This window comes from Bacteroides intestinalis DSM 17393 (genome assembly GCF_000172175.1).
Classification (GTDB): domain Bacteria; phylum Bacteroidota; class Bacteroidia; order Bacteroidales; family Bacteroidaceae; genus Bacteroides; species Bacteroides intestinalis.
The window spans coordinates 3376285-3395206 of the sequence record NZ_ABJL02000008.1 but is presented as its reverse complement, the minus strand read 5'-3'; the positions used below and the strand labels follow the sequence as shown (position 1 = coordinate 3395206).

13 protein-coding genes are annotated in these 18922 nt (G+C 44.4%); 3 read left to right on the top strand and 10 right to left on the bottom strand.

The window, feature by feature from the left end; translation table 11 throughout:
* Window positions 1-22: 22 nt before the first annotated feature.
* The 3 genes from BACINT_RS23005 to ruvA all read right to left on the bottom strand — a co-directional run bounded on the left by BACINT_RS23005 (window position 23) and on the right by ruvA (window position 9311).
* Window positions 23-1024 carry a DUF3843 family protein gene (locus BACINT_RS23005; RefSeq protein WP_007667830.1) on the bottom strand — a complete coding sequence of 334 codons (1002 nt, stop codon included), beginning with the start codon at window positions 1022-1024 and terminating at the stop codon, window positions 23-25.
* Between the two features lie 69 nt (window positions 1025-1093).
* The gene (gene sov, locus BACINT_RS23000; protein ID WP_007667826.1) at window positions 1094-8548 is read right to left on the bottom strand and encodes a T9SS outer membrane translocon Sov/SprA; all 7455 of its coding nucleotides are present in this window, start codon (window positions 8546-8548) and stop codon (window positions 1094-1096) included.
* 157 nt (window positions 8549-8705) lie between these two features.
* Window positions 8706-9311: a Holliday junction branch migration protein RuvA gene (gene ruvA / locus BACINT_RS22995; protein WP_007667825.1), complete on the bottom strand. Its 606-nt coding sequence runs from the start codon at window positions 9309-9311 to the stop codon at window positions 8706-8708.
* 251 nt (window positions 9312-9562) lie between these two features.
* Here ruvA and BACINT_RS22990 point away from each other — a divergent pair, with 251 nt between their 5' ends.
* Window positions 9563-10462 (top strand): diaminopimelate dehydrogenase, encoded by a 900-nt coding sequence (locus tag BACINT_RS22990; RefSeq protein WP_007214908.1) that lies wholly within the window; start codon window positions 9563-9565, stop codon window positions 10460-10462.
* A gap of 78 nt (window positions 10463-10540) precedes the next feature.
* Here BACINT_RS22990 and rseP read toward each other — a convergent pair whose 3' ends face one another.
* The 7 genes from rseP to tsaB form a co-directional block, all read right to left on the bottom strand.
* Complete coding sequence (rseP, locus tag BACINT_RS22985; RefSeq protein ID WP_007667824.1) at window positions 10541-11875, bottom strand: RIP metalloprotease RseP; 1335 nt, start codon at window positions 11873-11875, stop codon at window positions 10541-10543.
* Between the two features lie 68 nt (window positions 11876-11943).
* Complete coding sequence (locus BACINT_RS22980; protein WP_007667823.1) at window positions 11944-13095, bottom strand: 1-deoxy-D-xylulose-5-phosphate reductoisomerase; 1152 nt, start codon at window positions 13093-13095, stop codon at window positions 11944-11946.
* 11 nt (window positions 13096-13106) lie between these two features.
* On the bottom strand, window positions 13107-13967 hold the full coding sequence (locus BACINT_RS22975; RefSeq protein ID WP_007667822.1) for a M23 family metallopeptidase: 861 nt from the start codon (window positions 13965-13967) through the stop codon (window positions 13107-13109).
* Window positions 13968-14009: 42 nt separating this feature from the next.
* Window positions 14010-14546, bottom strand: coding sequence for a ribosome maturation factor RimM (rimM, locus tag BACINT_RS22970; protein WP_007667821.1), 537 nt, complete (start codon window positions 14544-14546; stop codon window positions 14010-14012).
* 42 nt (window positions 14547-14588) lie between these two features.
* Window positions 14589-15893: a UDP-N-acetylglucosamine 1-carboxyvinyltransferase gene (gene murA / locus BACINT_RS22965; RefSeq protein ID WP_007667820.1), complete on the bottom strand. Its 1305-nt coding sequence runs from the start codon at window positions 15891-15893 to the stop codon at window positions 14589-14591.
* A gap of 7 nt (window positions 15894-15900) precedes the next feature.
* On the bottom strand, window positions 15901-16521 hold the full coding sequence (locus BACINT_RS22960) for a DUF4290 domain-containing protein (RefSeq protein ID WP_007667819.1): 621 nt from the start codon (window positions 16519-16521) through the stop codon (window positions 15901-15903).
* Window positions 16522-16524: 3 nt separating this feature from the next.
* Window positions 16525-17217 (bottom strand): tRNA (adenosine(37)-N6)-threonylcarbamoyltransferase complex dimerization subunit type 1 TsaB, encoded by a 693-nt coding sequence (gene tsaB, locus BACINT_RS22955; protein WP_044155173.1) that lies wholly within the window; start codon window positions 17215-17217, stop codon window positions 16525-16527.
* A 203-nt stretch (window positions 17218-17420) separates the two neighbouring features.
* Here tsaB and BACINT_RS22950 point away from each other — a divergent pair, with 203 nt between their 5' ends.
* Together BACINT_RS22950 and BACINT_RS22945 are read left to right on the top strand one after the other, a co-directional pair.
* Entirely contained in the window at window positions 17421-17972 is a 552-nt protein-coding gene (locus BACINT_RS22950) for a LemA family protein (RefSeq protein WP_007667814.1), read from the top strand.
* An 11-nt stretch (window positions 17973-17983) separates the two neighbouring features.
* Entirely contained in the window at window positions 17984-18913 is a 930-nt protein-coding gene (locus tag BACINT_RS22945; protein ID WP_007667813.1) for a DUF3137 domain-containing protein, read from the top strand.
* Window positions 18914-18922: the final 9 nt, after the last annotated feature.

The following is an 18922-nucleotide window of genomic DNA, read 5'->3' as shown; positions in this document are numbered from 1 at the left end:
AATTCATAACTCATAATTACTCTCATTCTCCTTCGTAATATTCACACAAGAAGTACCGCGCAATGAAGTCCCAGTTATCATGCAATACTTCTTTTCCACCGGGGAAAGGGAGTTGCAGATCAGGGAACAACCCTTTAGCCATACCATATTTTACAAGATCAAAGGGACAAGCTCCCGGATAAGTGAATAATTTGAATCCTCTATCAGCAGCATTTGCTGCATTGTATGTTGGATTATGCGGATCGCAGAAACAATAGGAAACATTCGGGGCAATCAACATACCTTTGGCGTTGGCATAGATTACGAAGTTCCTTTCATTTTTTAATTCGGGTAGCAGGCTTTCATTTTTATTTTCCCATTTCAGTTCTTCTATAAAGAATTTACATAGCTCGTCATATACGGAGAAGTACAATAGTGGTTCTCCTTTACTGTATGCCAGACAATTTTCTACATCTTTCTTGAGTTGCATTCCCGGTTTAATTTCGGGTAATGGCACTTGAGGCATTTCTAATAAATCCAATCCCATCACCCAAATAGGAGAAGAAGGTTCATCGCAAATAGGTGCTTCTTCGAATGAAGCATCCATTAGATCATACGCTTCTTGGCTGAGTGCCAATAAATTGGGGTTATGAGGGTTTTGGACGATAACTTCGTCTTCTTCAAAAATAGCATATCGGGAGAAGAGTGTCCATTGTACAAATGACAAGTCCTCTACGTTGATCTCATCAGGAGTATATGCATCCGTCAGCGTATAGAAGGGCAGATAAGATTTATACAGTCCATAGTATGCATCTGAAAACTCTTTCCAGCCACCTGATTGGGCTATGCAGTCTTGGAAGTAGAGAGCTAATGAAATGGCGGCATCTACTCTTTCCGTTTCAGATTTTTTACAGTATAATGGAGATTGATCGATCAAAAGAAGTAGTTGACTGGCGAAGTGCAAATACCAGGTGTCGGTCGGAACTTGTTTACTGCGTTCGTTAGCTGCTAACCAACGCTTCATGTAAATTCTTGATTGTTTCATGTTGTTTTACTTTATATTGGACAAAGATAGGGCTTTCCCTCGAACTTGTGCCCCTACCGTCGGATATATTTACCGAGTCAGTGAGAATTTCATACTGAAACCGAAGTCGGCACTGACAACCGGGTACGAACTGGAAGATATCAGTGGGGTATTTTGCTGGCGATCGTAGTAGAGACGTAAAGTCAGAAGACGACTTAGGGTATAGTCTGCAGAACAAGATATTTTAAGGGCTTTGTTCCCATTGGTAGCCTGGGCAAATCCTTGTTGGATATCACGGCAAAGGGCCGACTGGTTACGGAATGATATATCGGCGCGAAGAGCAAGATCATGGCTGACACGATTTTTACTGTCCTTTACATTGCGGCGGCTGAATAAGTTGAAGTTTACAATCTTGTATCCCAAACCGATTACAAAGTCACGTGAGGCTGTTTCTACCAGTTGGCATGCACTCATACTAAGATTCAGAATACGACTGGTTTTATATTCTACTTTGGCGGTAAGTCCATTTTTGAGAGTAGCATCCATACCAATGAGGGGAGAGAATTGCTCGTTGATGGATACCATGCTGATATCGAAACGGGATGAAGGAATGGGATTTCCCGTTTGTACATCTTCTACAAAACCAAGATCGCCCATATAGCTCATGAAACTTTGGAAAGTATTGTAGCTGCCGACACTATATGTACTCCGGTAAGCGTGATTCAGATTGACGCTGCGGAAATTCTTTTTGAACCAGGCTATCTTGGTGAGTCCAGTATAGGTAATGCGCCAGTTCGGCATCATGGAGAATAGGCTGGGGAAGAAGTCGAGGACCGAGTTCCGGGCATTCCTTCCGGTATAGGCGGCAAGGAAAGCAGGTATCATTACGTCTGGTGAATGTTTGCTGATAGTACCGTTGGCTGGATCGAATGTCTTACCGGCAAAGGTGCTGCCTTGTGGGTATTGTGCGCCAATGAACTGAGTTTCCACACGATCCCGGATAACATCGAGGTTGCGACGGAAGCGTTCGAAAGTACCGGAACGGTAGCCATCTCCGGCACTGTGTCGTTCGAAAGAACTTCCGATAGAAATGATGCTCATAGAGAAATTGCCACTGCGGGTATCCGGCATGCCTGCGAACATATATTGCATTTCGCGACTGCGGTTACGGGTACGATTTGCAGTGAGGTCTATTTTGAGATCACGTATCGGTTCCAGAGAAATACGTAGTTGTAAGTCTTCCAGTGCATTACTGCTGGCCGGACTGACAATGGAGTCGTTACAAACAAGCCAATCGTTTTGTAGGGCACGGTCAATGTAGCCATCTCCGGTAAGACCAAAAGCAAAGTCTATTCCCGGAGCAAGGAAGCCACCATGTTTTTTTTGTCCGAACATGTCACCGACTTCAGGACGGAAGCCGGGAAGGGTCATGGCATATGTATTCTTGTACGTAAAGCTGAAATTGCGCAGGCTCATAGCGAAGCGGGCGGTATGTTGCCCGAATTTATACCACCAGCCATCTTCCGGATTGGGTCCGGGAATGATCGTAAGTTTAATGCGTGCCGTATCTTTTGTATCGATACGGAGAGAATTGGCACTTAGGACTTTATAATTTACAGGATAACGACGCCCGTCGACTGTAAGTGCACTGACTTTGGGACGACGGGAGTTCATATTGTGCTGTATCGTGAGGGTGGTATCTGTACGTAGTTGTATTTCTTTATCGTAGCGACGTGGCTTCTGTTCTTTGGGGGATGTCGGTTTACGATACGAGGCAGAGAAGCGACGGTTTACTTGTTTCAGATAGGGGATCTTGTTATATAACGCTTCAAGGTTGAAACGGGAATTTACATCGATGCTTCGTTGGTTGCTGACAGTATTTCCCATTTCTATGCCTTCGGATAAGGACACGCCACGATCCCAATTATAGGAAGAAGTAAAGCGGAGATCTGCACTGATCCAGTCAGTGGCGGGGAATTTATCAAATGGGAGTTTATAGGTAGCATTGAATGTCTGCTGGAAGTCGATGGGGCGGCCGAGTGAGAGCAGGCTACGGCGGACAGTATCCTTCCAGGCTGTGTATTCGTCAGGATAAAGGTCTTTATTCACTACGCCGTAGGGTTCTACAATTTCAGCGTGGGTAGCAGAGGTGAAATTGAAGCGTAGATTTTTCGTCAGGTCCCAGCGTAGGGCAAAGTCACGGTTCCAGAGAAATTCTTTGGCTACAGAGATTGGAATACTTTCGATACTGATATCTCCATTGCCCACAGATGCTCCGGAGGTCAATGCTTCCAGGTCACGAAGTTGCAGTTCGTAGTAATGGCGCGTCATATCGGTATTGAATGATATACTTTGAGGTAGCCAGTTCAGGTTGAATTCCTTAATAAAACGCATCCAGGGAGACTTGTTCTCCATGCTTTTGAAAGGTTCCCATGGACGGTATATGGGAGCGTAGTTATAAGTCATAGCAGCACGCCAGTCTGTTTCATTTTCATAGGCGGTAGTACTGCCTTGATTATGACGTAGGGAACGGGAGTAGCTGAAAGTAAAGTTTCCCGGATCGTATGGCATGGGATTCTTACTGGTGATACCCAGCCGTGCATTGCTGAGGCTGAAATTACGGTAAGTAGTAATTTCGCGGGCTATATTCATCAGTGAGTCGCGTTCCCAATCGGTAGTGCAGGCATCAAGCGCATCATCCAGCAACATATCTTTGTCCAGCGGATTATACTTGGGCGTAGTGGCTTCTTTGGAGTAGGAGAAATAAATGGGTGCAGTCAGTTTGGCTTTCTTGGGAAAGAAGCGTCCAAGGTCGAATGTAGTAGTGAAGCTGTATTGATAGTAGTCATCCAGACGGCGTTCACTGACACTTTGTTCCAATCCGCCGAAACCGGCTGTTTCCATGTGTCCGGCCAGATTGATGCTACCTATATCAGAGAGTTGCACATTGAGATTGCCCTGTGCAGCCCAACCTCCTTCTTCATTGAATTCGGTGAGACGCAGTTCGTTTACCCAGACTTCTGCCGACTTGACAGTACGAGAATTATTGCGAACTCCGATCATTAAGGTCTTTACTTCTGCCAACGAAGGATTACCAATTACACTTATTTTGTTAGCAGGCTTATCCGGATCGTATTCAGAATAGACTTTGGCATAGGTTACACCACTATTTGAAATATTCTTCAGGCGATTGCGTGCTTTTTTTGCATTGGTCAGCACACTGAGGTCGATATCCAGATTATTTGACTTAGGCCAGACGGCAAGGCAACCGGCAGCAGTGCTTCCATTATACTCTCCGTGGGGAGTGAGTGTGAGTGGAATTTCGTATTCATAATAATTGCTACGATAGTCTGAACCGAGGCGGATAAATACGGAGAGCTCACCGTCTTGTGGGTCAGTACTGAGATCGGGTAAGGCTTCGGCATGGGCAAACATTTGCAGGCGTTTGTACTGCCTCATGTCCATACCGGTATTTTTGTAGACGGCACGGGCATCACCGGGAGCCAACTTTTCCAGCTTCAAGCTCATGGCTTGTTCATTCTGTTGACGGAGTTGCGGTTGTCCGGGATCGATGACGCGGGAAATTCCAGGAGGCATCACATAGTTTACCGGGGTGCGATCACCGTTTTCTTCGATGTTGACGGCAGATACATCCAATGTAGCGGAACTGGTGGTAGAAGCACCTTGCTGTGTGTTGTTCAAGGCATCGGTATAGGTACGCCATTCACCACGTACTAATTCGAGTGTGGCGAAACGTAGTACAACGGGTTTCTCAAATCCGGTCAGGAACATACGCATGAAGCGGATGGATTTAAAATCTTTAATGCTTCCCACTGCCTCGCCACTGCGTACAGGTACTTTGAACTGATACCAGGTCACTTCTTCTGTTTGTCCGTTGCGCAGGCGGACGCTGACTGTTCTTTTGTCGGTGATATAGTTCTGCCCTACTTTCAGATCGGTGGGAGCAAGGCGGACACGATATTGGAAATATTTCTCAGTCTCGTTCAGTGTATTGTCCTGATTGATATCTTCTACATCGGGTACGGTTTTTGAGGATATGTCATATCGCTCCGGAGAGTCTTCACTGGCTGTGGAGTTGCCTTCGGTATTGTTGTAGTATTTATAACGCTCCAGGATACTACGTTCCTCCCGGTCGTAATCGCTACCCCGGAAATAGTGATAAGTATCACCGGCCGGGTCATTGTAGAACTTCTGGTAAGCTTCGGCATTAACGATGCCTTGTACTCGTTCCAGATATTTCTGATACGTGGAGAAAGTACGTTCGTCTTCTGTGGAGAGTCCGTTCAGACCGACATCCTGGCGGCGGCGTGCACCGGAAGTATTATCGAAGGCATACACTACGCTACGGTCCCTGGGGACACGTCCCCAGACGGTTTCTTCGGTTTTTGTCATATCTCCATCAATGGGCAGACCATTTTCAAAGAATTTCTTGCCGTCTTTCAATATATCTTCGGATACTTCTCCGAGATTGATATAAAGGTCACCTCCGCGGGCGGTAGAAGTCGTATTTTTAATAAGTGTACCATCTTCTGTATAGATGAAAGGATCGAGTAGCCAGAATGAAACATACTCGATATTTGCAGCTTCAAAGTCACTTGTATCCAATTTGCGCATCATACCTCCCCAGCGTTTCTCCGGATTACGTAGAGTACCATCCGAATTCATATCCGTATCGAGATTATAGGGTCCCCGTTCCTGCGGGTAATATGCCAGGTTCAGTACATTCATAGAGGCTGACTCCTGATAAGGGGTTTCCTTATTAGGAAAAAGTTCTTGTTCATATACTTCGCGTACGTAGTGGTTACTAAGTTGGTTGAGATCATTTTTGATGTGTGTCGGTGTCAGCGAAGAATTGCGTCGGGTAAAAAGTCCGTCAATATGATACCATGCCAGTAATGCCCGGTTTTTTCCATAGTTTATATCATTACTGAGTGATGCTTCGGGAAAGAGGGCAGAGGCGGAAGGGCTGTAGGGAGTGCTTGCCAGCATCCAGTATGAGGGCTGGCGGAGGTCGATACCACTTTGCGTGCTTTCAAAGTCATCGATGTACGAAGCGTTTTGTTGCAGTCCTTTGGCATGTCCCGGAATGAGGTGGGCGAATTCCACACCCAGATTGATACTACTGGGGACGGTGGCATTGACAAAAGGTAACTTATCTATCATATTTGTCAGCCATTGACTCTCTTTCTTCCATGAGGCGTTTACCCCCCATAAAGTGTTGGAGAGGGGTTCGTCGCCCATTGCAACTTTGCTCGTCAGCGGTTTTTCGCTGAGGTGCATGATGCTTCCTCCGAAAGAGAAGTTTTGCGAGAAATCATAAGTGAAGTTTAGCCCCATCATCGTTTTGCGCTGCATGCTGTAAAGTGTGTTGCTTTCCAGATTTACACTGATGGCTGTGCCGGCATCTATGATGCTTTGGTTGAGGATGGTAACTATTCCCAATGTGTAATCTACTGTGTAGTCGGAATTTTCCACCAGCGTCATACCACCAGCTGTTACACGTACCGACCCTTGTGGAACATTCATGGCTCCCAATCGTATTTCATTTGCATTGGAGGCACGGTATTCTCCCGTCAATCGGTATTTATTCTTCTCCGCAGTTTGCCTGGCAACAGTACGGGTAGAGTCATAGAGTTCCTGAAATACGTATTTATCTGCCAGTGCGTCATTGCCGATTGCTTTTCGCAAATGACTGCCGAAAGGTTCTACAACTGGAAAATAAATACGTCCGTCTGCAGCAGTTACAGTATAGCCTTCTACAAAGTCGAAGAAACCGTCTGCACCAGTTTGGTTCTGGCTATTGAGGCGGTCGAGGTTCATGACGCGTAATAGAGGCATTTTGGCAATCTTGCCTTCGGGAATATAACGTAGATACACACCTGTCGTATCACTTTGGTAGGTGATATTCAACTGGAACTTCTCCTTCTGAACAGAGTAGGCATTGAGACTATAGACATTTTTCATCATCAGATCCCAGCAAGCGGCATCGGGAGAGTTAGCCGTATTCTTCAATAGTTTAACAAATAAACTTTGCCCTGTCTCTTTGATATCAGAAGAAAATTCACCTACCTGATAACTCCGTCCCCCCAGTGTGTATTCAAAAGCGACTGCTAACACTTCATCCGGTTGCAGAGTTTGTTTTAGTGAAATATAGCCTAACTTACTGTTCAAAGTATATTCCGAAGAAGTGAGAAGTCGGGCACTTTCAATCTTCTCATAATCCATACCTCCCTCTACACCGGGAATATTGTTCATGGTGTTGCTTACCTGGCTGATGTCGCGGGCAGCGGCATAGGTACTGGTCATCTGCGCATAAAGGGTATTGGCATTGTTGGTGGGTGCATTGACATTGGAAGTCGGGTTGGATGGGTTTCCTGTTCCCTGCCAAGCTGTGTTGTTACCAATATGAAAGGCTTCCCCGAGGTCAGTTAATGCTACAATATTGCGGGGGGTATCATAGTTGTTTCGTTTATTGGTTACCCATACTTCAATTCGGTTAATTGTAACTCCCGAAAGGATGTTTGGAAGTTGGGTCAGGTTTTTGTCATAAGTATCCCGGAAATAATGGGCTAGAAAAAAGTGACGATTTTCTTCGTAATTATCTGCGGAGAAGTCGAACGTAGTGGTTTGTGCACCACCGCGACTTGTCACTGTTTTGGCTTCACTCTCTTGCTGGCTGATAACAGCTTGTAGCTTTAGCTTGCCAAATTGCAGGTCTGTACGAATACCGAACAGTGCGGATGCTCCGCGTATCAGTGAGTTATTGGTGGACATGCTCACATTACCGGCTTCAATCAGTTTGATGATCTCATCTTCTTTTCCCTCATATTTCAGTTTCAGTCGTTTGGTGTCAAAATCAAAGGTAGCATCGGTGTTGTAGTTCATGTTCATATTCACCTTGTCACCTACTTTTCCATTGACGTTGATATTGATTTTCTCGTCAAAGTCAAAACCGAGTGTTTTGCGTTGACTTTCCGGAAGTGAGGGGTTCTTCACATTTTTGTACGTCATGCCGAAGCTGAGTTCTGCATTACCTTGTGTACGTATCTGTACCCCACCGGGACCAAACAATTTCTCTGCCGGACCAAGGTTGAACTTCATATCCATAAAGTCGAAAGCCTCTTTTCCTTTGCCGATTTGTTCTCCGTTCTTTTGGCGGTAATAAGATTGCATGGATTGTTTCAATGTCCAGTCCAGATATTCTTCGGGAGTTAGTACCATCGGTACATCGATTTCGGTATTCCCTAATTTTGTGCGTATGTAGTACCTGTCTGTTTTTGCATCATATTCTGCTTCGGTTCGTAGGTTCATGGGTGATTGCATGTCGGCAGGGTGGGGAGAAAGGTCTTTTAGTGTACCCGGCACGGTCTTGCGAACGGAATATCGCGGAGCTATTGTATCCTGTACATTTTCCGCTTTTTGTGTATTCTCCCCATTTACATTCTGTCCCATAACGACAAAGCTGCTAGGCATGAGCCATAGCAGCAATAACCAAATGATATGTCGTATACGAGGAGACTTCATGTGTGTTTAATTGAATAAGTTACGAGCTACAAGCTACGGGTAACAAGTTACTGAACTATACCCGTGGACGAATAATTATTCGTTCGGCTATCACGCTGAAAAGCTCTTGTCGCTCGTTGCTCGTAGCTTGTCACTTAATTTAGCGCATAGTGCTAAATTAGAGTCTTTTTAGCGCCAACTTAATAACCTGCTCCACCGGTGCATCCGGCTCATCTTTCAATATTGCCAAAACTACCTTTTGTGATGGTGCCTGTGCAAATCCCAACATTGTCAATGCTGCAATAGCCTCTTCCTGCACCTGTGCATTAGCAGCAGATAGCATTCCGCCGAGACTTCCTATCGTACTTCCTGCGCTTGCAGTACCTGTCTTGATTTTATCTTTCAAATCCACAATCACCCGTTGGGCTGTTTTTAATCCGATACCTTTCACTGTCTTCAGTAAATTGGCATTTTCAGTACTGATAACATTCACCAGTTCTGCCGGTGAAAGTGCCGAAAGTATCATTCGTGCAGTATTACCGCCAATGCCCGAAACGGAAATCAACAACAAGAATAATTCACGCTCTTGTTTATCTGCAAAGCCGTAGAGGACATATGCATCCTCACGTATAGCCTCGTAGATATATAGTTTGCACTCTTTTTTGCCTTGGATGGCAGCATACGTATTTAATGAAATATTAACGGCATATCCCAATCCGTTACAGTCGATAACTGCGGTTGCCGGGCTGAGCTCGGCAAGTCCGCCTCTAATGTATTCTATCATAATACTTACTATAACGCGCGCGAGCGAGGAATATTGTGTTTCTTCATTACAGACTCAGAAGAGTTTCGGGGAACTTTTTCCTTTGGAAATTGTTTTAGAGGGATAAGTCATTGAAGGTACATAAGTTTGAAAGAAGTCTTAATAAAGAAAAAACTCTGTGGAACACTGAATCGTTTTGTGGTTAAATTGAATGAAAATGATTACTTTTGTGCCGATAAAATAGAAAACTGATAAACAAATTCAATAAAAGAATGAAAAAAGTAAGAGCAGCCATTGTTGGCTATGGCAATATCGGGCAATACGTGCTCGAAGCGTTGCAAGCGGCTCCCGACTTTGAAATTGCCGGTGTAGTACGCCGAGCCGGAGCTGAAAACCGTCCCGCAGAACTGAGTGAATACCCTGTTGTAAAGAATATCAAGGAATTGGAAGGCGTTGATGTTGCAATTCTTTGTACACCAACCCGCAGTGTAGAGACTTATGCCAAAGAAATCCTTGCACTTGGCATCAATACGGTTGACAGCTTCGATATTCATACCGGTATTGTAGATTTGCGTCGCACACTGTCTGCTTCTGCAAAAGAGCATAATGCAGTTTCTATTATTTCTGCAGGTTGGGATCCGGGAAGCGACTCTATCGTACGTACTCTGTTGGAAGCGATTGCTCCGAAAGGAATTACTTATACAAACTTTGGTCCTGGAATGAGTATGGGACATACAGTAGCTGTAAAAGCTATTGATGGTGTAAAGGCTGCTCTTTCCATGACTATTCCTACCGGAACAGGTATTCACCGCCGTATGGTTTATATCGAATTGAAAGACGGTTATGAGTTTGATAAAGTATCTGCTGCCATCAAGGCAGATCCATATTTTGTGAATGATGAGACACATGTGAAATTAGTTCCCAGCGTAGATGCTTTGCTTGACATGGGACATGGTGTAAACCTCACTCGTAAAGGAGTTTCCGGTAAAACTCAGAATCAATTGTTTGAGTTCAATATGCGCATTAATAACCCTGCACTTACTGCTCAGGTATTGGTTTGTGTAGCTCGCGCTTCCATGCGTCAACAACCAGGTTGTTACACTATGGTAGAGGTTCCGGTTATTGATCTTTTGCCGGGAGATCGTGAAGAGTGGATCGGACATTTAGTGTAAGAAAATACGATTATATAGAAAAGGATGGCCAAGGTAATATTGGTCATCCTTTTTTATTGGGGTAAATCTAAAGTTCTCTTAGAACAGGAACCGCAGAATATCATTAAAGTTTGCCCAAAGCAGCAATCCGAATAACAGGAACATACCCACCATTTGCGCACGTTCCATAAACTTATCACTTGGTTTGCGACGAGCTACAATCTCATAGATAAGGAATAGTACATGTCCGCCATCCAGTGCCGGAATAGGCAGAATATTCATGAAGGCGAGGATAATAGAAAGGAATGCTGTCATGTACCAGAACTGATGCCAATCCCATGTAGCAGGAAAGATGCTTCCGATAGTTCCGAAGCCACCCAATTGCTTGGCACCTTCTTTAGAGAAGAGATATTTCATCTGTCCTACATAGCCTTTCAGCGTTTGTACTCCCAATGCTGCACCAGCGGGGAAAGAGGCCAGAAAACTATATTCTTTCTTTACAACCGGCAGTAACTGATTGGTTGCCGTACGTACCACTGCACCTATCTCATAGATTGAATCTGTAGCAAAAGTTATGGTATCTATCACTCCGGCACGTGCATAAGTCAATGTGATATAATGAGAAGCAGAATCCGCTTTCTGACGGCGTAACATCTCTTCTTTGAAATCGAAATAAGCAATGTTCTTTCCGTCCAATTGCATAATACTGTCACCCGCTTGCAGGCCGGCAAGGGCAGCAGGACGGTTGGCACAAATACTATCAATAACATATGGATAGCGGAATGAGGCAAAACGTACACTGTCAGCCAGCAGACGCTCCATGAAATTCTCAGGAATATAAACGGATACCTCTTGCCCATCACGGCGTACTGTTACTTGGCGGGCATCGACAACGCTTGTCAGCATGTCACCACCGTAACGTTCAAAGGGTACACCATCAGCAGATATCAGTACGTCACCGTCACGGAAACCGATAGCTTTTGCCGTTTCGTTGAATTCCATACCCAGCGGGGCCTTTTGTACCGGTACGTATTCATCTCCCCAAGTAAAAAGTATCATAGAATAGATGAATAATGCCAATATGAAATTGAACAATACACCACCTATCATGATTAACAACCGTTGCCATGCCGGTTTGGCCCGGAACTCCCACGGTTGCATTGGCTGTTTCATCTGTTCGGTATCCATAGACTCATCTATCATACCTGCTATCTTTACATAACCACCTAACGGCAGCCAACCAATACCATATTCCGTATCACTATTTTTCGGCTTGAACTTGAACAGGGTAAACCAAGGGTCGAAGAACAAACAAAACTTTTCTACCCGTGTCTTGAAAAGACGGGCGAAGAGGAAGTGCCCTCCCTCATGAACGATAACGAGCAACGAAAGGCTCATAACGAGTTGCAGGGCACGAATCAAAAATGTTTCCATCTAATAATTTTTCTATTTTACTATTTACAATTTACTATATTAAATGCGGCTTATCATTGATACCGCTATCACTTTATAAGTTCTTGTGCAATACGGCGTGTCATCGCATCCGTAGCTACATAGTCTTCATATTCCGGTTTTGCCACAAATGATACGATAGACATTGCTTTCTCTATCACATCACTCATGCCGAGGAATGAAATCTCATCCCGCAGGAAAGCGGCAACTACCACTTCATTAGCTGCATTCACGATACAAGGCATATTTCCGCCTTTATGCAAAGCTTCGTAAGCCAAAGCCAGATTACGGAAACGGGTAGTATCCGGTTGTTCGAATGTCAGGTTTGTGCACATCTTGAAATCTAACCGGGGAAATGAAGCCTTCAGGCGGTGCGGATAAGAGAATGCATACTGAATAGGCAGACGCATATCCGGCATACCCAATTGTGCTTTTACTGCACCGTCTTCAAACTGCACCATCGAATGTATAATAGATTGCGGATGTACTACCACTTCAATCTGATCTGGACGAACACCGAATAACCATTTTGCTTCTATCACCTCGAACCCTTTGTTCATCATTGAAGCGGAATCAATTGTGATCTTCGCTCCCATATCCCAATTAGGGTGTTTCAAGGCTTGGGCTTTGGTTACCGTAGCCAGTTGTTCCATTGTGCAATTGCGGAACGGGCCACCGGATGCCGTAAGGATCACCTTCTCTATCGGATTGCCGAGTTCCCCCGCTAAACATTGGAAAACGGCTGAATGTTCGGAATCTACCGGTAATATAGGTGTACCGGATAGGCGTGCCATATCGTTAATCAGCTCACCTGCCACAACAAGCGTCTCCTTGTTGGCAAGAGCGATGGGTTTACGGGCACGAATAGCATTCATGGTTGGTTTCAGTCCGGCATAACCTACCATCGCAGTCAGTACGATGTCAATTTCCGAGTCTTCCACAATTTGGCAGATAGCATCCGTTCCTGCATATACTTTGATAGGCAGATCGGCGAGGGCTTCTTTCAGTTGGGCATATTTCGTTTCGTTGGCTATAACTACCGCTTCAGGCTTGAATTTCCGAGCTTGGGCAATGAGTTCTTCTACACGGTTGTTGGCGGTCAGCACATACGCTTCGTACTGGTCGGATTGTTCTTCAATCACCTGTAATGCCTGCGTACCTATGGAGCCGGTAGAACCGAGTATAGCAATTTGTTTTTTCATTTATCTATCACTTAAAATACAATATATTGTTCCGGATTCACCGCCCGTCCTTTGTGCCATAACTCAAAGTGCAGGTGAGGACCGGTTGTCAGTTGTCCGCTGTTTCCTACCAAAGCAATAGCCTCTCCGGCCTGTACAGTGTCTCCTTCACGTTTCAATAAGGAACTGCAATGCTTATATACGGATATAAAGTCTTGATTATGTTGTACTTCTATCACATACCCTGTTTCGGCCGTATAAGTACTCAAGATAACTGTACCATCCAGCGTAGCAAGTACGCTCTCTCCGGGATTGGCGGCGATATCCGTACCGTAATGTTTTCTGTCAGCATCAAATTTTTCTGTAATCATCCCTCGCGTGGGACGATAAAATATCAATCCTTCTATGTCCGGGCGGGCTGTAATGCTTGTCAGGTTATACTTTTCTGTCTCTTCATATTGTTTCCGGAACTCCGCTTCCCGCTGTGTGCGTTCCATCAACGAGTCTTCGCGTACGGTAGTCAGTGAGTCCATATTGTGTACAGTATCTACCCGTATGGTTCCACTGAAAATATCCTGTATATTCATGATATACAAATTCTGGCGATCTACCAACTGTTGAAGTGAATCTACTCGTAAAGCATTCTCTACCACCTGGGCACGGATTTCACTGTTCATGTATCCCGGCAAGTAGTTGCGCAACGGAGTGAAAGCAATGATAACTGAGGCAACCAGAAACAAAACAGTCAACACAGAAAGTAATACCGAGATGCCGTTTAACTTGGATACACGGAGACCGACTACTTCTTCGAGTGTATTCTCGTTGATGATAGTCAGCTTATATTTGAATTTGATATTACTCCAGAATGCTTTATGTCGTTTCTTTTTCACCATACGCGTTTATCACTTTATCGCCCTATCGCTTTATCACTCATATTACACTTCCTCTGTTTCATCCAAAGCCAGCAATCCTTTGGGTAAATCCATTGTGATTACTTTGTGCTTTTGGTCAATGTTCAGGATGAATTCTTCTTGTGCAGGAATCAGTAATTCTTCTCCCTGATGATCAACTACAAACAAGGTATTGATGGTTGCAGTATCCACCTCTGTCACTTCTCCTAAGTCTCCGTAGTTAACTTCTTCTACGCGGAAACCTACAAAGAAATCCCAGGTCAGTTCTCCCGGTCCGGCATCTTCGGCATGTTTGGCAGGAAAGTAAACTTCCACGTTGGTGAACATCCGTGCACGTTCCGCCGTATCTACTCCTTCCAGTTTTACCAATGCGGTGGAGTCGGAGCGGAAACGGTATTCTTCCAGGAAGAAAGGTACGAAAATACCATCCAACAGGCAGATTAGGTATTCAGCTTCCACCCGGTCAAAAATGTCATCGGTGAATGTGAATGACAACTCACCGTGAATGCCGTGCGGTTTGTTAAATACTCCTATCTTATATACATCTTCTCTTTTTATCATCTTATCATCCTACCATTCTTAATCATCTTCCACCATCCTATATCATATTCTCGTAATTCTTGCTCCGATAGCATTCAGGCGTCTTTCAATATCCTGATACCCCCGGTCGATTTGTTCAATGTTGTGGATACGACTGCTTCCTTCCGCACTCATGGCGGCAATCAGCAATGCAATACCGGCACGAATATCAGGTGAAGTCATATTCCCGCCTCGCAGACGCATGGCATGGTTATGACCAATGACAACGGCACGGTGAGGATCACAAAGAATAATCTGTGCTCCCATATCTATCAGTTTGTCCACGAAGAACAGGCGGCTCTCGAACATTTTTTGATGAATGAGCACGCTGCCTTTTGCCTGAGTGGCAACTACGAGCATTACACTTAGCAAGTCCGGCGTCAGTCCCGGCCAGGGAGCATCGGCAATAGTCATGATGGAACCATCTATGAACGACTCTATCTGATACGTTTCCTGTGCAGGAACATAGATATCGTCTCCCCGTTGTTCCAGTTTGATGCCCAGACGGCGGAAACTTTCAGGGATGATGCCCAGGTTTTCATAAGAAACATTCTTGATGGTGAGCTCACTTTGCGTCATGGCTGCCATACCGATAAAACTGCCGACTTCGATCATATCGGGAAGTATCGTATGTTCGGTGCCGTGCAGTTCGTTCACTCCTTCAATGGTCAGTAGATTGGAGGCAATACCTTGTATCTTGGCGCCCATGCGGTTCAGCATCTTGCAAAGTTGTTGCAGATACGGTTCACAGGCAGCATTATAAATGGTGGTTGTTCCTCTGGCCAGTACCGCTGCCATCACAATGTTGGCAGTTCCGGTTACCGAAGCTTCGTCCAACAACATATAGGTGCCTTTCAGTTCGCAAGCTGAAATCTCGTATGCTTCGCGTTCTGTATTGTACGAGAAATCTGCACCCAGATTCTGTATGCCGATAAAGTGAGTATCTAGGCGTCTGCGTCCTATCTTGTCACCACCCGGTTTTGAAATCATCGCTTTATGGAAGCGTGCTACCATTGGGCCGATTAACATAACCGAACCTCGCAGACTGGAACACTTCTTCAGGAATTCATCGCTTTCCAGATAACTCAAATCCAGCTTTTCTGCTTTGAAACTATACGTATCAAGCCCTTTTCTGGATACCGTAACGCCCATGTCACGCATCAACTGAATAAGATTATTGACGTCCAATATATCCGGAATGTTATGTACAGTCACCTCTTCGGCTGTCAGCAGCGTGGCGCAGATAATTTGCAATACCTCGTTTTTTGCGCCTTGCGGATGAATTTCGCCGGATAATCTGTGTCCTCCTTCAATTACGAATGATGCCATAAATCTATTAGTACTTTCTCTTATTATTCCGGTTATCTCTCCGGTTGTTCTGATTGTTCATTTTCGGACGGTAGTTCTGATTAATACGTTCAGCCATCAGTTTGATGATGTCATCCGTCATCTGCAATTTGCCACCCGAATATTCGTTAAGATCTTCTGCAATCTTACGGTCGTCTACCGTATCCTTGTTCCAGGTCATGAAGTCTTTCTTCATGTGGTTGCAGATCAGGGCAATCAGATTCTGCTTTTCATCTCCTTCGGGGAAGTCAATTGCTTTCTTTATCAATACTTCCAGTGTACGGCCGTAGTGGCGGTAACGGATTTTTGTACTGGGATAGGGGATCACTTCCGGACGGGTATTCAGATTATCTTTGCGGATAATTTCATACGGGTAATCAATATCCAGTTTGAAGTCGGACATGATAGCCAGATGATCCCATAGTTTATGTTTAAAATCGGGTACATCACGTAGATGCGGGAACATATTACCCATAATGTTGATAATGGTGTTTGCGCAACGTTGGCGTTCGGCGCGATCTTCGATTGTTAACGCGTGGTCAACCATGTTTTGGATGCTGCGTCCGTATTCCGGCAAAGGCATCCGCTTTTGTTGAGTGTTATATTGCATATATTATAAAAGTTTTTTCGGTTGGGAAGCTACGAACTCTTTCAGGTAGAATGGTTCAAAATAAGCTACATCCTTAAAGTCGTTTTCGGCTATTGCTTTTTCGGCAAGTGGAAACATCATCTTTGCCAATGGATGAATATCATCAATGAAGTGCGCATTGGGATGAGTTATTTTTTCTTTGCACTTGGCTGCTCCGTCTCCAAAGAAATAAACGGGATGTTGATTCAGAAATTCCGTATAAGAGTTTTCGTCTACAATGTCAGCGGCTATGTCGCGCACAGGTTTCAGGGCACGGTCGTAGATGGCAGCATATACTTCCATGCGGCGTGCATCAATCATCGGGCATAACAGTGCGTCTTCAGGCAATTCATCATGATAAAGCAATACCGGCACGCATTGTACTTTCAATGTCGGAAGACCGATCAGCGGAATATTACGTCCGTAACAAACTCCTTTCGCCATAGATACGCCGATACGTAGTCCGGTGTAGGAACCCGGTCCGCAACTCACCGCCACTGCATCAATCGGCATGGCATGACTGTCGGCAAACGACAGAGCTTCGTCTATAAATACTCCCAGCAGAGCGGCATGAGACGGGCCGTTCAGGTCTTCTTTGTTAAATACATTTTGTCCATCTTCACTCACTGCAACGGAGCATGCCGAGGTGGACGTTTCAATATGTAAGATACACGACATAGTCTTTTGTTAGTTTAATTGTGGCAAATTTACAGGTTTATTTTCAGATACACAAGCGAATCCAAAAAGGGTTCGGTATCTTTCTTACGGCTTTATTGGGAGGTTTTTAGATTATTTCTATCTTTGCTGTCTGATTTTAGGGATAAACGCTGAATTCGTTAACATAAAATAACCGGCACAAGGAGGTCGTTGTATCTGTAATTATGATCGTAGCTATTATTATTGTACTTTTTATTTTGGTGCTGATTTCGATGTACAACTCACTGGTGAGAAAGAGAAATCAGATAGAAAATGCTTTTTCCACTATCGATGTCATGTTGAAACGCCGCTTCGATTTGATACCCAATCTGGTTGCAACTGTTCAGCAATATGCCAAGCATGAAGCCGATACATTTGCTGCAATAACGGAAATGCGCAATAAGACTTACACTTCTCTTAATGACAGCGAAAAGGCGGAATTTGACAAAATGTTTTCTAAAGTGCGTACTCAATTCTTTGCAGTGGCGGAGAACTATCCCGAACTAAAAGCTTCTGAAAATTTCCTGCAATTGCAGCGTTCGCTCAATGAAACGGAAGAACAGTTGGCTGCTGCCCGCCGCACTTACAATGCTTCTGTAACCGATTACAATAATGCCGTCCAGACTTTCCCTACAAATCTGTTGGCAGGTATGTTTGGCTTTACAAGAAAAGCGGTGCTGACAATTCCGGAAGCAGAACGTGCAACTCCGGATGTAAAGAACTTGTTCAATTCATAAAATAGCCGGCAATGGATTATGTAGATTTTGACTCTCTGGCGCAGAAACTGGCCCCCACATTGCAAGTTCTGGAAAATAAACGTAAGGAACTCCTGAGGAAAGGGCGTTCAGAGGGTTTGATTTATGCTGCTATTTTTCTGGTAGTAGGAGTGATAGCTTTGTTAATACTTAAATTGGAAGGGATCTTTGGTCCGATAGTTATTGTTGTTATTTCTGTTATCATTTTTATTACTTGTATCAATAATAAATCGAAAATATTCTCCTCTTTCTATAAAGAAGAAGTGGTAGATGAAATAATCCATGCCTTTTGTCCGAATGCGACCTACTCTCCGAATGACGGAGTGAGTGAGGATCTTTTTAGAAATAGCGGACTGTTTACTTCTCCCGACCGTTATCATGCCGAAGATCTGATAGAAGGATGTCTGGATAAAACCAGCTTTATCTGTTCCGAAGTACATGCTGAAGAGCGCAGAGCTCGTTCTACTAAGAATGGAGTGCAGTATTATTGGGAAGATATTTTCAAAGGATTTCTTTTCATTGCTGACTTTCATAAGGAATTTCAGGGAGAAACGACCGTTTTGCGGGACAGCTTTTTCAAGATTAAGATGGGAGCTTCGAGAGTGAAAATGGAAAGTCCCGATTTTGAAAAAGTCTTTGATGTCTTTTCCACGAACCAGATTGAGGCCCGCTATCTGATTACCCCTTCCATGATGGAAAGAATGTTGAAGTTGGACAGCAATTTCAAGAAAGGAGTTACCATCAGTTTCCGGAATTCTACGATTCTGGTCGCCATTCCGGATTCAAAGAACCGGTTTGAAGCGGATGTGTGGAGTTCTTTGAACGATATGAGCATCCTTAAATCGGACTTTGCAGTGCTCCAATCCTTACTGGAAATTGTAGATGAACTGAACTTGAACACACGTATTTGGAGTAAAGAGTAAGCGATAAAC

Coding starts and splice junctions, on each gene's coding strand:
- BACINT_RS23005 (WP_007667830.1), bottom strand. CDS start 1,024: ATGAAACAATCAAGAATTTACATGAAGCGTTGGTTAGCAGCTAACGAA.
- sov (WP_007667826.1), bottom strand. CDS start 8,548: ATGAAGTCTCCTCGTATACGACATATCATTTGGTTATTGCTGCTATGG.
- ruvA (WP_007667825.1), bottom strand. CDS start 9,311: ATGATAGAATACATTAGAGGCGGACTTGCCGAGCTCAGCCCGGCAACC.
- BACINT_RS22990 (WP_007214908.1), top strand. CDS start 9,563: ATGAAAAAAGTAAGAGCAGCCATTGTTGGCTATGGCAATATCGGGCAA.
- rseP (WP_007667824.1), bottom strand. CDS start 11,875: ATGGAAACATTTTTGATTCGTGCCCTGCAACTCGTTATGAGCCTTTCG.
- BACINT_RS22980 (WP_007667823.1), bottom strand. CDS start 13,095: ATGAAAAAACAAATTGCTATACTCGGTTCTACCGGCTCCATAGGTACG.
- BACINT_RS22975 (WP_007667822.1), bottom strand. CDS start 13,967: ATGGTGAAAAAGAAACGACATAAAGCATTCTGGAGTAATATCAAATTC.
- rimM (WP_007667821.1), bottom strand. CDS start 14,546: ATGATAAAAAGAGAAGATGTATATAAGATAGGAGTATTTAACAAACCG.
- murA (WP_007667820.1), bottom strand. CDS start 15,893: ATGGCATCATTCGTAATTGAAGGAGGACACAGATTATCCGGCGAAATT.
- BACINT_RS22960 (WP_007667819.1), bottom strand. CDS start 16,521: ATGCAATATAACACTCAACAAAAGCGGATGCCTTTGCCGGAATACGGA.
- tsaB (WP_044155173.1), bottom strand. CDS start 17,217: ATGTCGTGTATCTTACATATTGAAACGTCCACCTCGGCATGCTCCGTT.
- BACINT_RS22950 (WP_007667814.1), top strand. CDS start 17,421: ATGATCGTAGCTATTATTATTGTACTTTTTATTTTGGTGCTGATTTCG.
- BACINT_RS22945 (WP_007667813.1), top strand. CDS start 17,984: ATGGATTATGTAGATTTTGACTCTCTGGCGCAGAAACTGGCCCCCACA.